At 61.1% G+C, this 18,128-nt stretch carries 15 protein-coding genes and 1 pseudogene; 4 read left to right on the forward strand and 12 right to left on the reverse strand.

The features are described from left to right. Nucleotides 1–9: 9 nt before the first annotated feature. The 6 genes and pseudogenes from ACRTG1_RS03130 to ACRTG1_RS03155 all read right to left on the reverse strand — a co-directional run. The gene (locus ACRTG1_RS03130) at nucleotides 10–945 is read right to left on the reverse strand and encodes an ABC transporter permease (protein WP_432515753.1); all 936 of its coding nucleotides are present in this window, start codon (nucleotides 943–945) and stop codon (nucleotides 10–12) included. Beyond that, entirely contained in the window at nucleotides 942–1,682 is a 741-nt protein-coding gene (locus ACRTG1_RS03135; RefSeq protein WP_432515754.1) for a glycerophosphodiester phosphodiesterase, read from the reverse strand. The genes ACRTG1_RS03130 and ACRTG1_RS03135 overlap by 4 nt, the downstream gene beginning before the upstream one ends. A gap of 2 nt (nucleotides 1,683–1,684) precedes the next feature. Next, the gene (locus ACRTG1_RS03140; protein WP_206548919.1) at nucleotides 1,685–2,584 is read right to left on the reverse strand and encodes an ATP-binding cassette domain-containing protein; all 900 of its coding nucleotides are present in this window, start codon (nucleotides 2,582–2,584) and stop codon (nucleotides 1,685–1,687) included. After that, nucleotides 2,581–3,618 (reverse strand): ABC transporter ATP-binding protein, encoded by a 1,038-nt coding sequence (locus ACRTG1_RS03145; protein WP_432515755.1) that lies wholly within the window; start codon nucleotides 3,616–3,618, stop codon nucleotides 2,581–2,583. The genes ACRTG1_RS03140 and ACRTG1_RS03145 overlap by 4 nt, the downstream gene beginning before the upstream one ends. Before the next feature lie 5 nt (nucleotides 3,619–3,623). After that, nucleotides 3,624–5,180 (reverse strand): ABC transporter substrate-binding protein, encoded by a 1,557-nt coding sequence (locus tag ACRTG1_RS03150; RefSeq protein WP_432515756.1) that lies wholly within the window; start codon nucleotides 5,178–5,180, stop codon nucleotides 3,624–3,626. Between the two features lie 454 nt (nucleotides 5,181–5,634). Continuing rightward, nucleotides 5,635–6,258: pseudogene (locus tag ACRTG1_RS03155) on the reverse strand (IS6 family transposase); the annotation flags it as partial. A 190-nt stretch (nucleotides 6,259–6,448) separates the two neighbouring features. Here ACRTG1_RS03155 and ACRTG1_RS03160 point away from each other — a divergent pair. Both ACRTG1_RS03160 and ACRTG1_RS03165 read left to right on the forward strand, forming a co-directional pair. Continuing rightward, entirely contained in the window at nucleotides 6,449–7,624 is a 1,176-nt protein-coding gene (locus tag ACRTG1_RS03160; RefSeq protein WP_432515757.1) for a tyrosine-type recombinase/integrase, read from the forward strand. Between the two features lie 183 nt (nucleotides 7,625–7,807). Beyond that, nucleotides 7,808–8,056: a WGR domain-containing protein gene (locus ACRTG1_RS03165; RefSeq protein WP_206546499.1), complete on the forward strand. Its 249-nt coding sequence runs from the start codon at nucleotides 7,808–7,810 to the stop codon at nucleotides 8,054–8,056. 47 nt (nucleotides 8,057–8,103) lie between these two features. Here ACRTG1_RS03165 and ACRTG1_RS03170 read toward each other — a convergent pair whose 3' ends face one another. From ACRTG1_RS03170 to ACRTG1_RS03195, 6 genes are all read right to left on the reverse strand, one after another. After that, nucleotides 8,104–8,616, reverse strand: a complete 513-nt coding sequence (locus ACRTG1_RS03170; protein WP_432515758.1) for an RES family NAD+ phosphorylase — start codon at nucleotides 8,614–8,616, stop codon at nucleotides 8,104–8,106. Next, nucleotides 8,609–8,980 carry an antitoxin Xre/MbcA/ParS toxin-binding domain-containing protein gene (locus ACRTG1_RS03175; protein ID WP_113156417.1) on the reverse strand — a complete coding sequence of 124 codons (372 nt, stop codon included), beginning with the start codon at nucleotides 8,978–8,980 and terminating at the stop codon, nucleotides 8,609–8,611. The genes ACRTG1_RS03170 and ACRTG1_RS03175 overlap by 8 nt, the downstream gene beginning before the upstream one ends. Nucleotides 8,981–9,067: 87 nt before the next feature. After that, a complete protein-coding gene (gene repC / locus ACRTG1_RS03180) occupies nucleotides 9,068–10,408 on the reverse strand; it encodes a plasmid replication protein RepC (protein WP_432515759.1) in 1,341 nt (446 codons plus the stop codon). A gap of 271 nt (nucleotides 10,409–10,679) precedes the next feature. Then, nucleotides 10,680–11,807, reverse strand: coding sequence for a plasmid partitioning protein RepB (gene repB, locus ACRTG1_RS03185; RefSeq protein ID WP_432515760.1), 1,128 nt, complete (start codon nucleotides 11,805–11,807; stop codon nucleotides 10,680–10,682). Next, the gene (gene repA / locus ACRTG1_RS03190) at nucleotides 11,804–13,054 is read right to left on the reverse strand and encodes a plasmid partitioning protein RepA (RefSeq protein WP_206546510.1); all 1,251 of its coding nucleotides are present in this window, start codon (nucleotides 13,052–13,054) and stop codon (nucleotides 11,804–11,806) included. Before repA ends, repB begins: the two co-directional genes overlap by 4 nt. Nucleotides 13,055–13,706: 652 nt before the next feature. Beyond that, complete coding sequence (locus tag ACRTG1_RS03195; protein WP_432515761.1) at nucleotides 13,707–14,516, reverse strand: IclR family transcriptional regulator; 810 nt, start codon at nucleotides 14,514–14,516, stop codon at nucleotides 13,707–13,709. Between the two features lie 211 nt (nucleotides 14,517–14,727). On the opposite strand from ACRTG1_RS03195, the gene ACRTG1_RS03200 reads away from it, so the two are divergent. Together ACRTG1_RS03200 and ACRTG1_RS03205 are read left to right on the forward strand one after the other, a co-directional pair. Beyond that, nucleotides 14,728–16,260 carry a M81 family metallopeptidase gene (locus tag ACRTG1_RS03200; RefSeq protein WP_206546495.1) on the forward strand — a complete coding sequence of 511 codons (1,533 nt, stop codon included), beginning with the start codon at nucleotides 14,728–14,730 and terminating at the stop codon, nucleotides 16,258–16,260. A gap of 83 nt (nucleotides 16,261–16,343) precedes the next feature. Further along, the gene (locus ACRTG1_RS03205) at nucleotides 16,344–17,969 is read left to right on the forward strand and encodes an ABC transporter substrate-binding protein (RefSeq protein WP_206553056.1); all 1,626 of its coding nucleotides are present in this window, start codon (nucleotides 16,344–16,346) and stop codon (nucleotides 17,967–17,969) included. The last annotated feature ends 159 nt before the right edge of the window (nucleotides 17,970–18,128 follow it).

An 18,128-nucleotide genomic window follows, 5' to 3' on the forward strand; every position in this document is an offset into this window, starting at 1 on the left:
CTGGAGTGCTCATCCTGCGTCCTTTCCTGCGGTCGCGATGCGTGGATCGAGCCACCGATAGGCCAGATCCACCAGATAGTTGGCCGTGACCATCGTGAAGGCGATCAGGATGACGATGGTCTGGACCACAGCCAGATCGCGCTGCCCGACCGCAGTCACAAGCAATTGCCCGATGCCCGGCCATGCAAAGACGGTCTCGACAACCACCGTGCCGGAGATGAGTCCCCCCATACGCAGGCCCAGAACTGTGATGACTGGGATCGCTGCATTCGGCACCGCATCGCGCAGAACCCGTGTCCGCACCGGTACGCCCTTGGCGCGGGCGGTTCTAATGTAAGGCTGGCTGAGCACTTCCAGCATGGATGACCGCGTGAAGCGCGCGATCGCTCCTGCCCCTCCAACGGCCAGCGTCAACGCCGGCATGACCAGGTGGGCCGGCGTTCCCATGCCGGCGCTGGGCAGGATCCGCCAAGTCATGGCGAATAGCAGGATCATCAGGATGCCCAGAAAGAAGCTCGGCATTGAATGGCCGAAGATGGAAAAGCTGATGACGGCATGATCCACTGTACTGCCGCGTTTGAGCGCAGCAATAACGCCGGCCACCATGCCGAAGACGGTGGACAGGGCGAAGCTGACCAGCCCCAGCAGCAGTGTTGCAGGAACACGGCTCATGACTGTGTCCAGTGCTGGCTGCTGATCCCGGAATGAGTAGCCGAATTCACCCTGTGTCAGTCCCTGCAGATAGCGCAGATATTGCACTGGCAGTGGCAGGTCCAGCCCGTAGACGTGCCGGTAGTGTTCCAGCACATCCGGCGGTGTGTCATCGGGCAGCATTAGGCGCATCGGGTCGCCCGCGAACCGCAGGATTAGGAAGACGAAGGTGACGGCCAGAAAAAGCGTCAAAATCCCGCGCAGTAATTTCAGAGTGACGAAGCCGAAGGTCATTCGCTTGCGCCCTTCGTTTGATCTAGCAAATTGCGGCACGCAGCCGGGTCGTTGACGAGGAAGCCGGATGCACCCATTTCGGCCAGCCCGAGAAGGTTTGATGCATCGTGATCTCCGACCTGGCGTCCGTTAGTTCTACCTGTGGTGATCCAGACTGCGTGCTCCGCCTGTACATGTTGGCGCAGTCTTTCGGGAGCTGACAGGGCGTAGTCTTCCCACATTCTGAGGACGGTTCCGCTTTCGGCGAAGAAAGCTTCCTGTTCCTCCATGTCCACCAGCAGACCGAGCACGTCTCCGCGCCAGCCGAGTGCTCGGAGCCGAACCAGGCTGTCGACATGGTGCACACCAAATATCAGCGCTTTGCGGCCACTGGCGAGTGACGCCTCGACCAGCAGCGCCAGTGCCTCGGGGCGTTCATCCTTTATGTCGTAGAGCAACGCCTGATCGGTCGGTACAGTGGCAAAGAGCTCGGCAAGTGCCGGTGCAGCCGGTTCACCCTCGGCAAGCAACTCCTGAAGCTCGGAGAAAGTTGTCTGTGCGACAATTGCAGGCTGTCCGGCCACACGGGTCAGATCTGCATCATGGCTGATGACGATGCGATGATCTTTGGTAATGCGGGTATCGGCTTCGATAATGTCGGCGCCCGCGGTCACGGCTCCACGCCATGAAGAAGGAGAGTTTTCACGGTAATGGCTCGAGGCCCCACGGTGAGCAATCAGAAGGGGTCGGTCGATCATTGTTACAGTCTTTCCATGGCGCGGGGTTTTGCGACCGGGGTCTGTTCATTGCCTTGAGCGCGGGCAATGTGGCGGGGTGCACGCTGAGTTTCATCACGTGCGCGCCTTGCGGCAGGGGTCGCAGCTGGCACGGCCGCCAGCAAGGCCCGGGTGTAGTCGTGTTGAGGTGTGGTGAAGACTTGATTGGCTGAGCCGCTTTCAACGACCTTGCCCCTGCGCATGACCGCGATTCGGTCGGAGATGTGCCGCACCACGCCGAGATCGTGAGAAATGAACAGGTAGCTTATTCCGAACCGCTGTCGCAGATCTCCAAGTAAATTGATGATCTGTGCCTGCACCGAGACGTCGAGTGCGCTGACCGCTTCATCGCAGACCACCAGCCTTGGTTCGAGAGACAATGCGCGCGCGATTACGGCGCGCTGCTGCTGACCGCCGGAGAGCTGGTGCACGAACCGCTCTCCCAGCCCGTCGAGTCCTGTCAGATGCAGATACTCCTCCACCCTGTCGCGCCGCAGTCTCCGATTGCCTGACACGGGCAGCCCATGAGCTGCCATGGCCTCGTCGATCTGCGCTGCGATTGACATGCGCGGGTCCAGCGCGCGCGAGGGATTTTGCCAGATCATCTGGATACACGCCCGCTCCCGGCGCCATGCAGCTGTGCCAATGCGGGGCCCCCGGGCTCCATCGATCAGGACCTCTCCGCTGGTGGGTGGTTCAATACGGGCGGCGATCCGGCCGAGGGTCGATTTGCCGGACCCACTTTCGCCAACGATGCCCAGTACTTCACCGGGTGCGAGGTTCAGGCTGACATCATCAACCGCGCGCACTGCAGGACGGCGGCTGAGGAAGCCCCCGCCGTAGACACGGCTAATCCCTGTCAGCGTCAGGATATCTCCGCTCATCGGTCATCCCCGGGGTAGTGGCATGCGACACTGTGGCCCTCGTCTCGGGCCGTCAGAGCGGGCATCTCAACACAGGTCGTTGTGGCCTGTGGACAACGCGGCCCGAAGGCGCAGCCTTGTGGACGTGCGGTCGGGTTGGGCACAACGCCTTCGATGGCGGCCAGACGTCCGGTGTTGTGGGTGCCCGCGTGCAGGCGACAGGCCATCAAGCCTCGGGTGTAGGGATGCGAGGGAGCGTCGAAGAGGGTGTCAGCGGTCGCCAGTTCGACGATCCGACCAGAATACATGACCGCGACACGGTCGGCGATTTCTGCCACCACCCCCAGATCATGCGTGACGAAGATCATGGCAGCACCGGTTTCCGCCTGCAGCCTGCGCAGCAGTTTCAGGATCTGCGCCTGGGTTGTTACGTCGAGCGCCGTAGTGGCTTCGTCGGCGATTATCAGCTGGGGTTTGCAGGCCAGCGCCATGGCAATCATGATCCGCTGGTTCATACCGCCGGACAGCTCATGCGGGTATGCACGCAGACGCGCGCGTGGGTCTGGAATGCCGACCATCTCGAAAAGCTCTGTCGTTCGGTCGCGAGCCGCGCGGGACGTAAGCCCTTCGTGAAGGGACAACACCTCGGCAACCTGATCGCCGACCCTGCGAACCGGGTTCAAGGCAGCGGTGGCATCCTGAAAGATCATCGAAACCTCGCGCCCCCTTAGGCGCAGAAGAGCTGTTTCAGACAGACCGGAAAGCTCCTCACCAGCAAACATCACTCGCCCGGCCTTGCGCTTCACCGGCGCGGACAGCAAACCCATTGTCGCCAGGCAGGTAAGGGACTTTCCGCAGCCGCTTTCGCCGACAAGGCAAAGGGTTTCTCCCGGAGCCAGGTCGAAGGAGACATCCAGCACCAGATCAGAGTGTTCCGTGCCGACGCAAAGCCCATCGACCCGGAGCAACGGCTCAGATCGCGAAGCCATTGCTCCGGCAGGAGCGCAGGCCATCGATGCGCGCCGGCTGTTTCCGGCGCGCATCATGTTTTCCATCAGAGTCACTGAGTAGCGGCCTGATCTTCGAAATTGTAATTTCGCAGGTCAAGATAGAAGTGCGAATAGGGGCGCCACTCGAGCGATGAACGCACGCCATACGTTTCCAGCGGCTGGTAAAGGATAGTCCCCGGAGCTTCGTCTTCCCAGATGTCGAGCATTTTCTGGAAAACCACTTTGCGTTCCGCCAGATCAGATGTCACGTCCAGCTCTGCACCGAGCACATTGAAGTTCTCTGGCGTCCACTCATTCTTCCGCTGAACACCCTGATGGGGGCCCCAGAGGTTCCACAGGCCACCGGCGGGATCGGGGAAGCGGGTGGTATTGGACCAGGTCCGTACCATGCGCTCGTTCTCAGGCACGCCCATGACGTCCTCGACGAGGTTCAGCTTGCCGTTGATGCCGACGGCCTTCCACATCTCCATGATCGCTTCTGCGGCGGGCACGGTATTGACGTAGTAGTTGGGGTTGGTGCTGTAGTAGATGGTCTCGCCGTTATAACCGGCTTCGGCCAGCAATTCCTTCGCGCGTTCGGGATCATAGGTGAGACCTTCGCGGTTCGGCTCGAACAGTGCGCCATATTCCTTGTACTGGTGCGACAGCGGCACGACGGTCTTGCCTGCCCAAAGGGCCTGCACCAGAAGGTCACGGTCAATGGCCAGATTCATTGCCTGGCGGATACGCTTGTCGGCGATCACCGGGTTCTTGGTGTTGTAGACGAGGACGTGGGAGTTCGACAGCACCACCGAGCGCGCTTCGACATTGTCGTAGCTGTCGATCTGGGCGATCTGATCCGGGCCGATGGTCGTGACGATGTCGAAGTCACCGGCGACGAGACCGGCGATGCGCGCAGCTTCTTCGGGCACCTTCACGAAAGTAAGAGACGCCGCCTTGGGCTTGCCACCGAAATAATCGTCGAAGGCCACGAGGCGGATCGACTGGTCTGGCTTGTATTCGTCCAGCATGAAAGGACCGGCGCCGACAGGAAACTGAGGATAGCTGTCGCCGGCATTTTTCAGCCAGTCGCTCTTGTTGACGACCCATGCAGTCCAGGAGGCCAGGCGCTGTTCAAAGATGGCGTCAGGCACTTTCAGGGTGAAGGTCACTTCGAGCGGGCCGGTTGCCTCGACGCTCTCAATGTTGCCGAAATAGCCGCGGCCATTGGCCATTATCGCCTCCGGGCCGGACAGGCGTTCGGCGGAGAAGGTGAAGGCGACGTCTTCGGCGGTCATTGTCTCGCCGTTGTGGAACTTGACGCCTTCGCGCAGCTTCAAGGCGAGCGTGCGGTCATCGGTCCATTCCCAGCTTTCAGCGAGCGCGGGAACCAGTTGCGAGCCCGAGCCATCTTCTGCCGACAGGAAATCACGGCGGATCACGGTGTCGAAGATGTCATAAGTTATGCGGGTGCCGATATTGGAGAGTTCCTTGGCGGGCTCAAGGGTCGGCGGGAGATCCGGAACAGCGACGACGATGTCGGGGCGATCGCTGGCGGTTGCAGCGGACGCGCCGAGCACTGCAGTCAGGCCGAAGGCGACGCCTGCAATGGCGGACAGAATTTTCAATGGATTTCTCCGGGTGAGATGTTCACATGGCTCGCGCTGGGCAAGCAGAACCTCCCCCTAGAAACGGGACATGACACCTGCGTGACGACTGCCTAACAACCCCGTGACAATTTTGTCGGCTTCGTATTCCCAAGAGCGCTTCTTCCCAAGAGCGCTTCATGTTGAATGAATGCAATCTCATACAATCGATGCATTGCAGCTTGGTCGAGTGTGCGACGGCGATGTCACGTTAACGAGATCGGGACGCGATCGGATTTGTGGCGCTGTTTTTAGCGGCCGTTGCTTACAGCGTTCCATTCTGCCATGGCGCGCAGGCGATGACTGCGAATGCTGTGAGCGGAGCGCTGTGAGCGGGGCGGGGGGTGTCAAATTGTTGCCCGGGGTCGAAGGAAGCTGGGCCTCCGCCTGTCACGCGGCCATGCCGTTCGTGCAATCGTTCCAGCGCTCGAATGCGGCGGCGAGGGCGGAACAGGTTGGCGGTTTCATCGTGGACGGAGAGGAACCTTTGCGCCTGCCTTGCCGATTTGAACCGGCCCTGGATCTTCTCGCGTTTCCGGGTGGGCCGGTGCGATTCCTCAATACCTTTGTTCAGTTCCTTGTGTGCCAGGTGGTCCACGTTCAGCCCAAGCTTCCGCAGGGCCGCGCCGTTGCTGCGCAGTTTGTCCGTCACGATGACACGGGGCCCGCCTCAGTGGGTGATCAGCCGTGAAATAAAGCGCTTCGCGGCCCGTGCATTGCGCCGCGACTGCACGAAGATGTCGAGAACTTCACCGTTGCTGTCCACGGCGCGCCACAGCCAGTGCCGCACGCCATTGATCATGATCACCTTTTCGTCCAGGTGCCATTTGTCGGTGGGCCGCCAGCGCGCAGCCCGGACCCGTTTCGCAATCTGCGGTGCGAATTTTCCCACCCACGCCCGGATCGTCTCATAGCTCAACACGATGCCCCGCTAGGCCAGCAGGTCCTCGACGTCACGCAAGCTGAGCGAGAAGCGGTGATACGCCCAGACCGTGTACGAAATGATGGAGCGCGGAAAGCGGTGACCTTTCAGGCGCGGTGCGGACACCTGACTGATCATCGCCCGGAGCTACCCGGCTGCCCTCCAAAGGTCAACAACTTGACGATCCCCTGTTCAGGGAATGGCAGGAACGGCGCATCGACGTCCGGCGCTTTTGACGACCAATCAAACACAAAACCGCCGCACCTGTCGCTTCTTCACCATGTCCGATAATCTTGCATTATCGGACGTCCGCGTGCTAGATGGCGAAATGGCCTCTGAGATCGAGCAGAATACCAAAAACCGGCACTTAGCCCCGTCTGCGACGCGAGAGAGCACGTCGCAAAACGACGAATCTCGCACTCAGAATGCCATAACAACGTTAAAATGCGACCAACCAGCGCCAGAAAATCCTGACCTGCCGGACATTGTCGACATCGTGCTGGCCATGGATGAGCCGGAGGCCCCCTCCCCCGTTCTGCCCGCCGAAACGGATCCACTCGTCGAAACGGCGCGCAGTTACGCGCGCGCGGCCCGCTCGGAAGCCACACAGCGCGCCTACGCTGCCGATTGGCGTCACTTCGCGTCCTGGTGCCGGCGCGCAGGCTTCTCGCCCTTACCGGCCAATCCAGAGACCGTGGGGCTATACCTGTCCGCCTGCGCTTCATCCTCACCGCGGCCAACCGTTTCGACGTTGGAGCGGCGGCTTTCAGGGCTCTCTCAGGCGTTCTCACAACGTGGGGACCGTCTCGACCGCAAGGATCCGCACATTGCAGAAGTCTTTGCCGGCATTCGCCGCAAACACGGCCGCCCGCCGGTTCAGAAGGAAGCGCTTTTGGCCGACGACATTCTGGCAATGCTCGAAACCCTGCCCCACGATCTGCGAGGACTGCGCGACAGGGCGGTGCTGCTGGTCGGCTTTGCCGGCGGATTGCGCCGCTCCGAGATCGTTGGCCTCGATGCCGGTGTCGACCAGACGGAAGATGGCTGTGGTTGGGTCGAGATGTTCGAAAACGGCGCGCTTCTCACGCTGCGCGGCAAAACCGGATGGCGTGAAGTGGAGATCGGGCGCGGCTCGGCAGACCGTTCCTGCCCCGTGGAAGCGCTGAAAATCTGGATGCGGCTCGGGCGCGTGGCCCATGGCCCGCTGTTTCGCAGAATTCGCGGTGAGAAATCGGTTCAGGAAAGCCGTCTCAGCGACAAACATGTCGCCAGACTGGTCAAAAAGACCGCGCTCGACGCCGGTTTGCGTCCGGAATTGCCTGAAAAGGAGCGTGAAAAGCTGTTTTCCGGCCATTCCCTGCGCGCCGGGCTTGCCTCTTCAGCCGAGGTGGACGAACGCTTCGTTCAAAAGCAGCTGGGCCATGCAAGCGCTGAAATGACCCGCCACTATCAGCGTCGCCGCGATCGTTTCCGGGTCAATCTCACCAAGGCGAGTGGTCTCTAGAGCAGCTCCAGAATCGGTTTCTGCGTCCCGCACTCCATAGAAACAACGGGATTGAGCGCTCTCGATACCGCGCATTCGCCCTCGATCTTCAGGGCATGAACGATAAGCGATGTGAATCGGTCACCGCTGATCGATTCAGCAAATGCGTTGGACGCAGCCGGTTTTTCCGGGCCAGCTATAGGCATGGCTACCAACCCACATCTCTGCTGTCTGAAACGCATCGATCCCGCACGCAACATGGCGCGCTATTACACGCTTTCCGTTGAGCCCACACTGTTTGGCGACGCTGCTCTTGTGCGCCAGTGGGGCCGGATCGGCACGCGCGGGCAGTTCAAGATCAACCTCTTCGACACGACGGGGGCTGCGGAGACAGCCCTCCAGCGCCTGCGCAAAATCAAGGAAAAGCGCGGATATCATCCCGAAATGAGCTGAAACGAGCCATTTTCAGGTGAAAATACCGAGAAAACCGAAAAAAGGATCTAAAGCCAGGAAGCCGCGTCATTTGGCAGTCTGTGCTCGGGATCCGTCACGGAAAGACCGGGCCCTTTCTCTCCATTCCAGCTCCACAGCGCGACGCAGCTTCCGCCGGGCGACATGAAGGATGGATAGATCACGCCGTGATAGCCTTGCAGAAGCAGTTTTTCGCGCAGGAGATGGGTTTCGGGCAGCTTTCCGGCATCCACATCCGCCCGCCACTCGCACTGATGCAAAGCTGGCGATTGCCCGACTACCTCAAGCCCCTCTTCGCTCGTCAGATCCGCAAGGCGCGCTTTTGAAAGCGTCAGCTGGGCGATCAGTGCGGGGTGCTGCACAAATCCCTGATTATATTCAGCCCAGGCCGTGGAAAGCTCCCGCGCCGCGTAGATCGTGGCTGCTCCAACCGGGTTCCAGCGTCCGCCAAAGCGTGCGGCCCCCTCCCCTGAAAGCGGCGCATGCGCCCAGCGCGGCACATAAGCCCGCCAAAGGGTCTCATTGCGCAATTCTTCAGGCATAGACGCCGGCACGCACCGCTTCGAGATAGGTCAAAACCTTGTCGGCCTTCCCCTCCCCTACCAGATCATAGGCGGTTTTTCCCGCCCAGCCGGGAATGGGCTGATGCTTGAACCAGATCACGGCCCGGTGCTCATCTCCGGCCATTTCCGTCGCCATTGCCAGAATGCGCACAACAGGGCTCAGCGCCTGATCAACCTTTCTCTGGCCGGATTTGGCCGTCAGCGTGTTGCGGGCAACGCCAATCAGCCGTGCGAGCTCCACCATTGTCACGCCCAGAAGTTCAGAAACCCGCCGGGCGGATAGAAACGGTGCGCGCTCGTCAGCGAAATGGGCCGCTGCGAAATCGAGTTCTGCCGCAGTCATGCTCTTTGACCTCCTGAATCAACGCGAAATGAGCACATAATGATCACTACCCGATTAATCTATGCCCAGAATATGTTCATTTCAAGCTTACGCTCTCCTTGCGCCTATAAGGGCTCTCTGGCGGGCCGAAACGAGCGCATTGAGCATCGGCTTGACGGAGAACGAGCCGCCATGGGCCCTTTCGGTCAACCGCCGGAGATAGGCGCCGGGCGACCGGATGGCCTCGGCCCGCTCCAGCATGGCTGCAATGGTGATTGCCGCGTTGATTTCGCCCATCTCTGTCCGCGCTTTCGCCCAGGCGTCCGGTGGAATTCCCAGCATGGAACGCACCGTTTCGGCGGCTTTCATGAGATCTCGCCAGTTTGTGAGGCCACCGGGCGCATAATCGCGCATTTGCGGACAGGCTGAGGTCACAATTTCCAGCCGCATCGTTGCGGTTCTGCCAGTATTTTCGCTTGCAGAAGCCTGTTTTGTCGGTCGTGGGGCTCTTTCCAGCCTTCCGGAAGGGTTTTTCCGGTGTGCTTTGGCAAGGGCTACGCTTTCATGAGCTTTTTGCGGCGTTTCCGCTTTGATGTCGTCTACGTCTATTTCAAAATTAGAGTCTGAGTCTGAATTATGAATATGGCGCTCATTTTGGGACTCATTGGCGCTCACTTTTGTGATTTCATTAACCATGCGCTCTGGATTTTGAGCCTCCAGCTCTTCGTCGCAAAGGTTATCGAGATATGCGTTTTCGATTGCGTCGCGCAGTTCCACGAGCGCGTCTCGGCGTGCTTTGAGCGTTTTCCAATCGGTGTTGCGGCCCAATCTTCCAGAAAGCGCCTCGAGACGCTCTGCAAAGGCTGCAAAACGCTCTCCCCTGCCCTCCTGGGCGGTTGCGTGAACAATGGCCGCAATATCCCTCAGATGGATCGTTACTTCGCTCCTGAGGGCTCTCAGGGCCTTAGCAAGCCGCCGTGCTTCTGCTGCGTAAGCCTCGATTTCGCCCGCACGCATGACCAGAGGGGCTAGATCAAAGCCGAAAGCTTCCTCGATCTGGCCTTCTTCACCACGGCGCGCAAAACGTTTTCCATTGGCGCTGTCGCGGCGCAGAATGAGCCCGGCCTTCACCAGCGCGGCCAGATGCCGACGCAGTGTTGCGGGCGCCATGCCACGGGCGCGAATGGAGAGTTCGGCATTGGACGGGAACACGACAAGCTCCCCGCCGGGATCCAGCATGCGTTCACTGTTGAAGCTCACAAGCGCCTCCAGAACCACAATCGTCCTGTCGGAGAGGCCAAGCGCCGGTCGTGCTTCGGTTACAGCCCGCAGCAAATGCCATTTATCCACGGTATTTTCAGAACAGGCACGTGCATCGCCCGAGCGCGTGTTCAGGGCCTTGCGGGCACGCCGAACCTGCTCACTGACTATGATTTGGGCACGCGCCATCCCTTTCCCGCCGAATGGCGAGATTGCAAATCTATCCGTCATTGTCTCACCTTGCATTAGGCAAGAAAAAGACGCTCACCGAGTGACCCGGTGCTTGACTTTGAACGCTGGAAGTGATTCTTTCAGATTGCTACATCGAAAGGGGCTTCCGGAATTTAAACGTTCTGGGGGCCTTTTTCTTGCGCGATTTTCCTCTCGCTCTACCTCTTCACTCTTCGTCTGACCGGCGTTTCCGCCGGATTTGTTTCACCGCATCTCGCGGCTGATGAACCTAGTTGCCGTCCGCCCGCTCTTTTTCAAAACGTTCGGACAGTTCGGGCAGAAGCCCGGCCACATAGTCTGCAAAGCCCGGCCGCGTCTTCTCGTCGAAATCGAGCCTGGGTTTGCTTCCCGGCGTCACCTTTGCAAGCAGACGGCCTTTCCTGTCTTCCACAGAGCGCGTTTTCTCAGCCTTCTTGGCTTTTGCCGAGGCCCTCTTGGCGAGGCGTTCGTAGAGCCTGCGGAACCGCTCGTCTGAATCGGCGGCACGGAACGCGACGGACTGAATCTCGTCCTGTGCGAGGGCCACAGCTGCTTCACGCTTCAGATACTCTGCCAGCGCCATCCAGCGCGGGCGTCCGGCTTTCGGGGCAGGGCCAATCGCTGCTGCAATGTCTGCCGGTACGGCTTCAGCCACCTGCAGAAGCCGCGTCATCTCCGCCTTGTGCAGCGACAGTGCGCGCTGAACGACACTGCGGTCGAAACCATGGCGCATCAACGCATCGGCAAAGAAGGCGCGCTCGATGAAGGAGAGATTGCGACGCTCGGTGTTTTCCTTGCCCTGGGCAAGCACAAGATCGTCATCGCTCAGGGTCCGGACAATCGCCTGAACCGGCCTCTTGAGGCGGTTCGCGGCACGCACACGGCGATGACCATAGGCCACCTGAAAGCGGCCATTCTCCGTCGGATGGGGGCGCAGAAGAACAGGCACCTGCTGGCCATTCTCGCGTACGCTGTCCACCAGCGCAGAGAAATCTTCGTCGCCGTCATCTTCGAGGCTCAGGCGGTCGCGCACGATCGATGGGTCGATCAGGTGCGGCTCCACTTCGATCACGCGTTCGCCTTTGGCGAGGCTCTCGCGAATGGCCCGCGCATCTTCCACTTCACGTGTCATGGATGAGAGCGAGAGCCCCATCGCCTTGACCGCGCCGGAGGAACTGCGTGCAGGCGCATCTGTGCCAGACGGAGCAAGCTTTGCTGCAAGTCTGGCTTCCGGCGCGGACTGTGTGGGATTTGACTGCGCGGAATTCGACTGGGCCGGTTTTGCCTGAGCAGGCTGCGGCTTATGGGAAGGCGAGGGGGCTTCGCCCTCACCTGCACCACCGAACAGCGCCTTCAGATGGTCCTTGCGCTTGCTCATGCCCCGTCTCCTGTCGCGTTACGACCCCAGGCGTTCTCGACCAGCGCTTCGACCTCGGCGTTGACAGATGTCAACGCTTCCATCGCGCGGTCGTAGGTCGAGCGTGTGAAGTTGTCCCGGCCCACTTCATAGAGTGTCTGCTTGGTCAGGCCCGCATCGGAAATCGCGGTCGACTTGACCATGGGCGCCGTCAGAACGCGTTCGCCAAACTGCGACCGCAGGAAGCCGACAATCTGCGTCTGGGGACCATCATTCGGCTCGTAGCGCGTCACGAGGTAGCGCAGGAAATCGAAGTTCAGCGAACCGCCCGCCTCGCGCACAACCGACAGAAGATCGGCCGTCATGTAGAGGAACTGGCTCATTGAGGCGACGTCCAGCATCTGCGGGTGCACGGTCACGATGACCGAGGTGGACGCGCACAGTGCGGAGAGCGTCAGGAAGCCGAGCTGCGGCGGACAGTCGATGATGACCACATCGTAATCATCGGCAACCGTGGCAAGTGCGGCCTGAATGCGCGCGAAGAAGAATTCGTCCGCACCGTCACCCGCCTGGCGCTCGGCCAGCATGCGCGGTGTCGTGTGCTCGAACTCGTGCAGTTCGAGATTGCCCGGCACCAGATCGAGCCCGTCGAAATAGGTCTTGCGGATGATCTGCGAAAGCGGCCTGCGCTCTTCGTCATATCGGATCGCGCCATAGAGCGTGTCATTGCCGGAAAGATCGATTTCGGGCTGATAGCCGAAGAGGGCGGAGAGAGACGCCTGCGGATCGAGATCCACCGCCAGCACACGATAGCCCGACAGAGCCAGATGCTGCGCCATGTGCGCACTGGTCGTCGTCTTGCCGGAGCCACCCTTGAAGTTGGTCACCGAGATGACCTGCAGATGCTCGTGCTCTGGGTCGCGCCACTTCACATAGGAACGCGCCTTGGCGAGGTTGCCCTTCGCCTTTGCCTGCGCCGCAAGATGCTGCCGGAGCGCGTTGATGTCTGAAAGGGAATAGTAGCGGCGTCCGCCGGACCCGGTCTCCGGCTGCGGACCTTCGCCGGCAATGGAGAGCTGACGCAGATATCCATCGGAGACGCCGATCAGACGTGCCGCTTCACCGCTTGAGAATGTGCGGAGCGTCTTCTGGGCTGCCGGCGGATAAAGACGGTCGCGCATGACGCGCAGCTGTTCGGAAAGCCGCGCAGCGTCCGCCGCGATGGCCTGGTCAGCCGCCAGAACCGGCTGCGCGTCCGCGCCCTCCATCGCTACTTCAGCAACCTTGTCCAACTCCCGCTCTCCTTCATGGTCAATGGCCATGTCCATGCCGTGCCGCTCCTCGTCATCCAATCAAGTCGGCGCTGGTTGACAGGTGTCAACGCAACGCATCCCCTAGGCGGGCGCAGCGCGAATTGCCTTAACGTCACCACCCTCAAAAGGGCGCATGACGGAATAATATTGCGCAACGTAACCCGATTCGGAGCCATTCGGCGAGTGGCCTACGCTTGAGGGTATAGATACGCTTAAAATGCAAACGCGCTGAGGCAGGTTTGAAATCGGAAGTAACCGCTACTAACAGGTACGCATCGCGGTTACGCCAATCTCTCACATTCGCCGCCAGTTCCGTAACTAATGCCACGAGGCAGGCGGCCATCGTCAAGAAGTTTTTGGTTAACAAGACGTTAACGGAACATGTTCTGTGATGGAAGTGAGCCGAATAATCCAGCCGTTACCGTGACTTAAGTCACTCGGCGGATCAGATCGCATCGAAAACAAATCGACAGGGCCGGCTGGAAGTAGACCAAAACGCCGCCCGGGCCGCTGAAAAGGCACACATTTTCTTAACCGCGGCTCGCGCGCGGACAGAATCGGAGCGCTGCGCGCGCCGCTAAAAGATCTGGCAGGGGAGGGGAGGGCGTCAAAACCTGTTAATGACGCCTGCGGCCTCTCCGGCAAGCGGTGCGAAACGCCGACAGAAGCTCTCCGCATCCCATTCGCTGAGCGAGCCGGCAATGTGGATGGCCCCCAGCGGTCGTCCCTCCGGAGAGAGCAGCGCCGTGGCGATCGCGATCTCGCCCTGGAGCACTTCTTCGAGCGCCAGCGCATATCCATTCTCGCGCGCTTCCTGAACCTTGGCCCGGATGGCCTGAGGGTCGGTGATCGTCTTTGGCGTGATCTCGCGGCGCTCGGAGCGCTCGATGATTTCGTCCACTTCGTCGTCGCTCATATGCGCCATCATGGCGCGCCCGCCAGAGGTGCAGTAGATCGGCACGCTTTGCCCGACCAGCGTTGCGAAGAACGTTTCGCGCTTGCTTTGAAGGCGTGCAGCATAGATGAGCCGCAATCCGTCGCGCAGGCTGAGATCCACGCGCTCGCGCACATTGCGTCGCAGCTCCATCAGAACCGGGGAGGCCCGCGCCACCAGAGGGTTCAGCCGCAGATAGTCGCGTGTATGATCGAGAATGCGAATGCCCGGCACATAACCGCGGTCGTCTGCGTCGCGCTGCACATAGCCAAGCTGGCGCAGCGTGTGCACCACGCGCTGCGCGGCGCTCTTGCCCATGCCGCCGGCAGCCGCAATCTCGTTCAGCGTCAGCGGTTTGCTCGCATCGTGAAAGGTCGAAAGCACCTGCATGGCGCGCGCAATCGCCTGCACGAAAAGGGGATCGTTCTCATCGATGCTTGTGCTCGGCGGGACACCGTATTCGCCCTTCTGAATGTAACGCACGCAGACTTCCAATCCCGCCAGAATTCGTTTGACACCCAATCCGCTGTACATCTATCGTTATATCGATACGAAAGTATCGTACAGCGATACTTGGTCCTTCACCCTATCACGCATTTTACGGGCGTCGACCCGAAAATGCGGTCTTGCAAAAGCGGGGCTTGTGAATGCGGCGTTGCATATTGATCGGCAGTCTCTTGCGGGGAGGCGTCTTATGAAAAGGCGCGTTGCACTCGCCGGTTTCCTTCACGAAACAAACACTTTCGCACCATCTCCCGCGACCTATGCGCATTTCGAGCAGGGCGGCGGCTATCTGCCCCTGTCGCGCGGAAACGAGATCATCGAGCGCTCGCCGGGCGTCAATCTGGGCATATCCGGCGCGGTTGCGCATGCGCAGAAAGCCGGCTGGGAAATCGTTCCGGTTCTGTGGACCGGCGCCATCCCGTCGGCTCATGTCACGCGGGACGCCTATGAGCGCATCGCCGGTGAAATCGTGGACGGGATCGCTGCGGCCGGTCCGTTGGACGGCGTCTGCCTCGACCTGCATGGCGCGATGGTCGCCGAACATCTCGATGACGGGGAAGGCGAACTGATCGCCCGTGTGCGCGCGGTCGTCGGTCCCGACGTGCCGATTGCCGTGAGCCTTGATCTGCATGGCAACACGACGCAGCTCATGGTCGATGAAGCCGATCTGCTCGTCGCCTTCCGCACCTACCCGCATGTGGACATGGCCGAGACCGGCCGGCGCGCCGCCGAGGGCCTCGACAGGCTGATGGCGCGGGGCCGCTCCTTCGCCCATGCCTTCCGGCGGCTTCCCTATCTCACCTCCATTCCCTGGCAGTGCACTTTCATCGAACCGGCGAAAAGCCTCTATGAAGAGGTCGCCGCGCTGGAGACGGGGCCGGTTGCAAGCGTGTCCTACTGGATGGGCTTTCCCGCAGCCGATATCGAGGCGTGCGGCCAGACCGTTCTCGCCTATGCAGAAACCCAGGACGCGGCCGACCGCGCGGCGGACCAGCTCTATGCGCGCATCATGGAAGCGGAGGAGGCTTTCGCCGGCCGCGCCTGGGGCCCTGATGAAGGCGTGCGAGAAGCCATGCGCATTGCCGAAGGGGCGAGCCGCCCGGTGGTCATTGCCGACACGCAGGACAATCCCGGCGCCGGCGGCGATTCCAACACGACCGGCATGCTCCGCGCGCTTTTGAGAAACGGCGCGCGCCGCGCCGCCATCGGCATGATCATCGATCCGCTTGCGGCCCTTGCCGCCCACGCGGCAGGGGAGGGGGCCGAGATCACCATTCCGCTGGGCGGCCAGTCCGGCGTTCCGGGCGACGCGCCCTTCACCGGCACGTTCCGCGTGGAAAAGCTCTCCAATGGCGATCTTCATGCGACCGGCCCCTATTACGGCGGCACGCATATGAATGTCGGCCCGTCCGCCTGCCTGTCGATCGACGGTGTGAAGATCGTCGTCGCCACGCACAAGGCGCAGATGGCCGATCTCGCCATGTATCGTTTCGTCGGCATCGAGCCGACGGAGATGGCCATTCTGGTCAACAAGAGTTCGGTGCATTTCCGCGCCGATTTCGATCCCGTCGCCGAGACCGTTCTGGTCTGCACGGCGCCGGGGCCCATGCCGCTCGACCCGGCGGACCTGCCGTGGACGAAACTGGCGGATGGAATGCGCCTGTCGCCCCGGGGGCCGGTTTTCCGCCGCTCACAGAGCGAACCGCTCATGATGGAGGGCTGACAGGAGAAAAGCGCGGCGGGAGAACCGCGTTTGAGACGTCACGACGAACACAATTTCACTTTCCAAAGAAAAAGAGGGAACTCATGTCGCGTCTTCAGGATAGAATTCACCACTTAAAGAGCCATGTGCGCGGTGCGTCGCTCGGCCTTGCCGCCGGCGCAGCGCTGATCGCGGGCATCGGGGCGGCCACGCCGGCCCTTGCGCAGGACAACACGATCACGGCCGTCATGCATTCGGGCCTGCGCGTGCTCGACCCGATCATCACCACCGCCCACATCACCCGAAACCATGGCTACATGGTCTATGACGTGCTGGTGGCCGTTGACGAGAACTTCGCCCCGCAGCCGCAGATGGCCGACTGGACGATCTCCGATGACAATCTCACCTACACGTTCACGCTGCGCGACGGTCTGAAGTTCCATGACGGCGCGCCGGTCACCGCAGCCGATGCCGTTGCCTCGCTCCAGCGCTGGGGCAAGCGCGATTCCGGCGGCCAGCTCATCTTCGATGTGACCGAAAGCCTTGAAGCCACAGACGACAAGACCATCGTCTGGAAGCTGAAGAGCGCGTTCCCGGCGCTGCTCGACACGGTCGGCAAGCAGTCCGCCGTGCCGCCCTTCATCATGCCGGCGCGTGTGGCCAGCGGCTCCGCCGACGAGGCCATCACCGACTACACCGGCTCCGGGCCGTTTGTCTTCGTTGCCGACGAGTACCAGCCCGGCGTTTCGGTCACCTATCGCAAGTTCGAGGATTATGTCCCGCGCGATGGCGCAGCGAGCTGGATGGCCGGCGGCAAGAACGTGAAGGTCGATGAGGTGAAGTGGGTCACCATGCCCGATGCCCAGACCGCCATCAATGCGCTCATGTCGGGTGAAATCGACTATATCGAGCAGGTGCAGATCGACCTTCTGCCGCTGCTTGAGGCGAGCGAGGATATCACGGTCGAGACCCGCGACGACCTGGGTTACCAGACCATCGGCCGCATGAACTTCAAGCATCCGCCCTTCGACAATGTGAAGATCCGCCAGGCCGCGCAGATGGCGCTCAGCCAGGAAGCGGTTCTCGCAACGCTGATCGGCAATCCGGACTACTACAAGGTCTGCGGCGCGATCTTCGGCTGCGGCACGCCGCTGGGCGATGAATCCGGCTCCGACACGCTCACCTCCGGCGGCGACATCGAAGGCGCGAAGAAGCTCCTCGAAGAGGCCGGCTATGACGGCACGCCCATCGTGCTGATGCAGCCGACCGATGTGGTCAGCCTCACCGCCCAGCCGGTGGTGGCCGCACAGGCCATGCGCGAGGCCGGCTTCAATGTCGACATGCAGGCGATGGACTGGCAGACGCTCGTCACCCGCCGCGCCAGTCAGGCCAAGCCCGCCGAAGGCGGCTGGAACATCTTCTTCACCAACTGGATGGTGCCGGAGATCAACTCGCCGCTCATCAGCCCCATGCTGAACGGCCGCGGAGACGCCGCCTGGTTCGGCTGGCCCGAGGATGAGAAGATCGAGGAGCTGCGCGCAGCCTTCATCGCCGCCGATACGCCTGAAAAGCAGAAGGAAGTCGCCGTCGACATCCAGAAGCACACGCTGGACAATGTTCTGTATGTCCCGCTTGGCCAATATGTCATGCCGCAGGCGCGCACCAACAAGCTGACCGGCATGATCCCGTCTCCCGTTCCGGTGTTCTGGAACATCGAGAAAGCGGACTGACCGCGTGAACTCCTGCCCCGCCGGTTGTCTGGCGGGGTCATTCACGGGGCATTCGGGCCATGCGCCCGGCGCGATTCCCTTTCGCTCCCTGATCGGGATCGCGCGCCCCGCTTTTTTGCAAGGCGGCAGCCTTTCGCACGTCACAGGTCAAAGGACGTC

Source organism: Nitratireductor sp. PBL-C9, assembly GCF_050877045.1.
Classification (GTDB): domain Bacteria; phylum Pseudomonadota; class Alphaproteobacteria; order Rhizobiales; family Rhizobiaceae; genus Nitratireductor; species Nitratireductor aquimarinus.

What these genes read in the sequence shown, in the direction of transcription:
- repA (WP_206546510.1), bottom strand. Translation starts at nt 13,054, where the DNA reads ATGGAGGGCGCGGACGCGCAGCCGGTTCTGGCGGCTGACCAGGCCATC.
- ACRTG1_RS03170 (WP_432515758.1), bottom strand. Translation starts at nt 8,616, where the DNA reads ATGCCTGAAGAATTGCGCAATGAGACCCTTTGGCGGGCTTATGTGCCG.
- ACRTG1_RS03135 (WP_432515754.1), bottom strand. Translation starts at nt 1,682, where the DNA reads ATGATCGACCGACCCCTTCTGATTGCTCACCGTGGGGCCTCGAGCCAT.
- ACRTG1_RS03200 (WP_206546495.1), top strand. Translation starts at nt 14,728, where the DNA reads ATGAAAAGGCGCGTTGCACTCGCCGGTTTCCTTCACGAAACAAACACT.
- repB (WP_432515760.1), bottom strand. Translation starts at nt 11,807, where the DNA reads ATGAGCAAGCGCAAGGACCATCTGAAGGCGCTGTTCGGTGGTGCAGGT.
- ACRTG1_RS03165 (WP_206546499.1), top strand. Translation starts at nt 7,808, where the DNA reads ATGGCTACCAACCCACATCTCTGCTGTCTGAAACGCATCGATCCCGCA.
- ACRTG1_RS03160 (WP_432515757.1), top strand. Translation starts at nt 6,449, where the DNA reads ATGGCCTCTGAGATCGAGCAGAATACCAAAAACCGGCACTTAGCCCCG.
- ACRTG1_RS03175 (WP_113156417.1), bottom strand. Translation starts at nt 8,980, where the DNA reads ATGACTGCGGCAGAACTCGATTTCGCAGCGGCCCATTTCGCTGACGAG.
- ACRTG1_RS03130 (WP_432515753.1), bottom strand. Translation starts at nt 945, where the DNA reads ATGACCTTCGGCTTCGTCACTCTGAAATTACTGCGCGGGATTTTGACG.
- ACRTG1_RS03205 (WP_206553056.1), top strand. Translation starts at nt 16,344, where the DNA reads ATGTCGCGTCTTCAGGATAGAATTCACCACTTAAAGAGCCATGTGCGC.
- ACRTG1_RS03145 (WP_432515755.1), bottom strand. Translation starts at nt 3,618, where the DNA reads ATGGAAAACATGATGCGCGCCGGAAACAGCCGGCGCGCATCGATGGCC.
- repC (WP_432515759.1), bottom strand. Translation starts at nt 10,408, where the DNA reads ATGGCGCGTGCCCAAATCATAGTCAGTGAGCAGGTTCGGCGTGCCCGC.
- ACRTG1_RS03140 (WP_206548919.1), bottom strand. Translation starts at nt 2,584, where the DNA reads ATGAGCGGAGATATCCTGACGCTGACAGGGATTAGCCGTGTCTACGGC.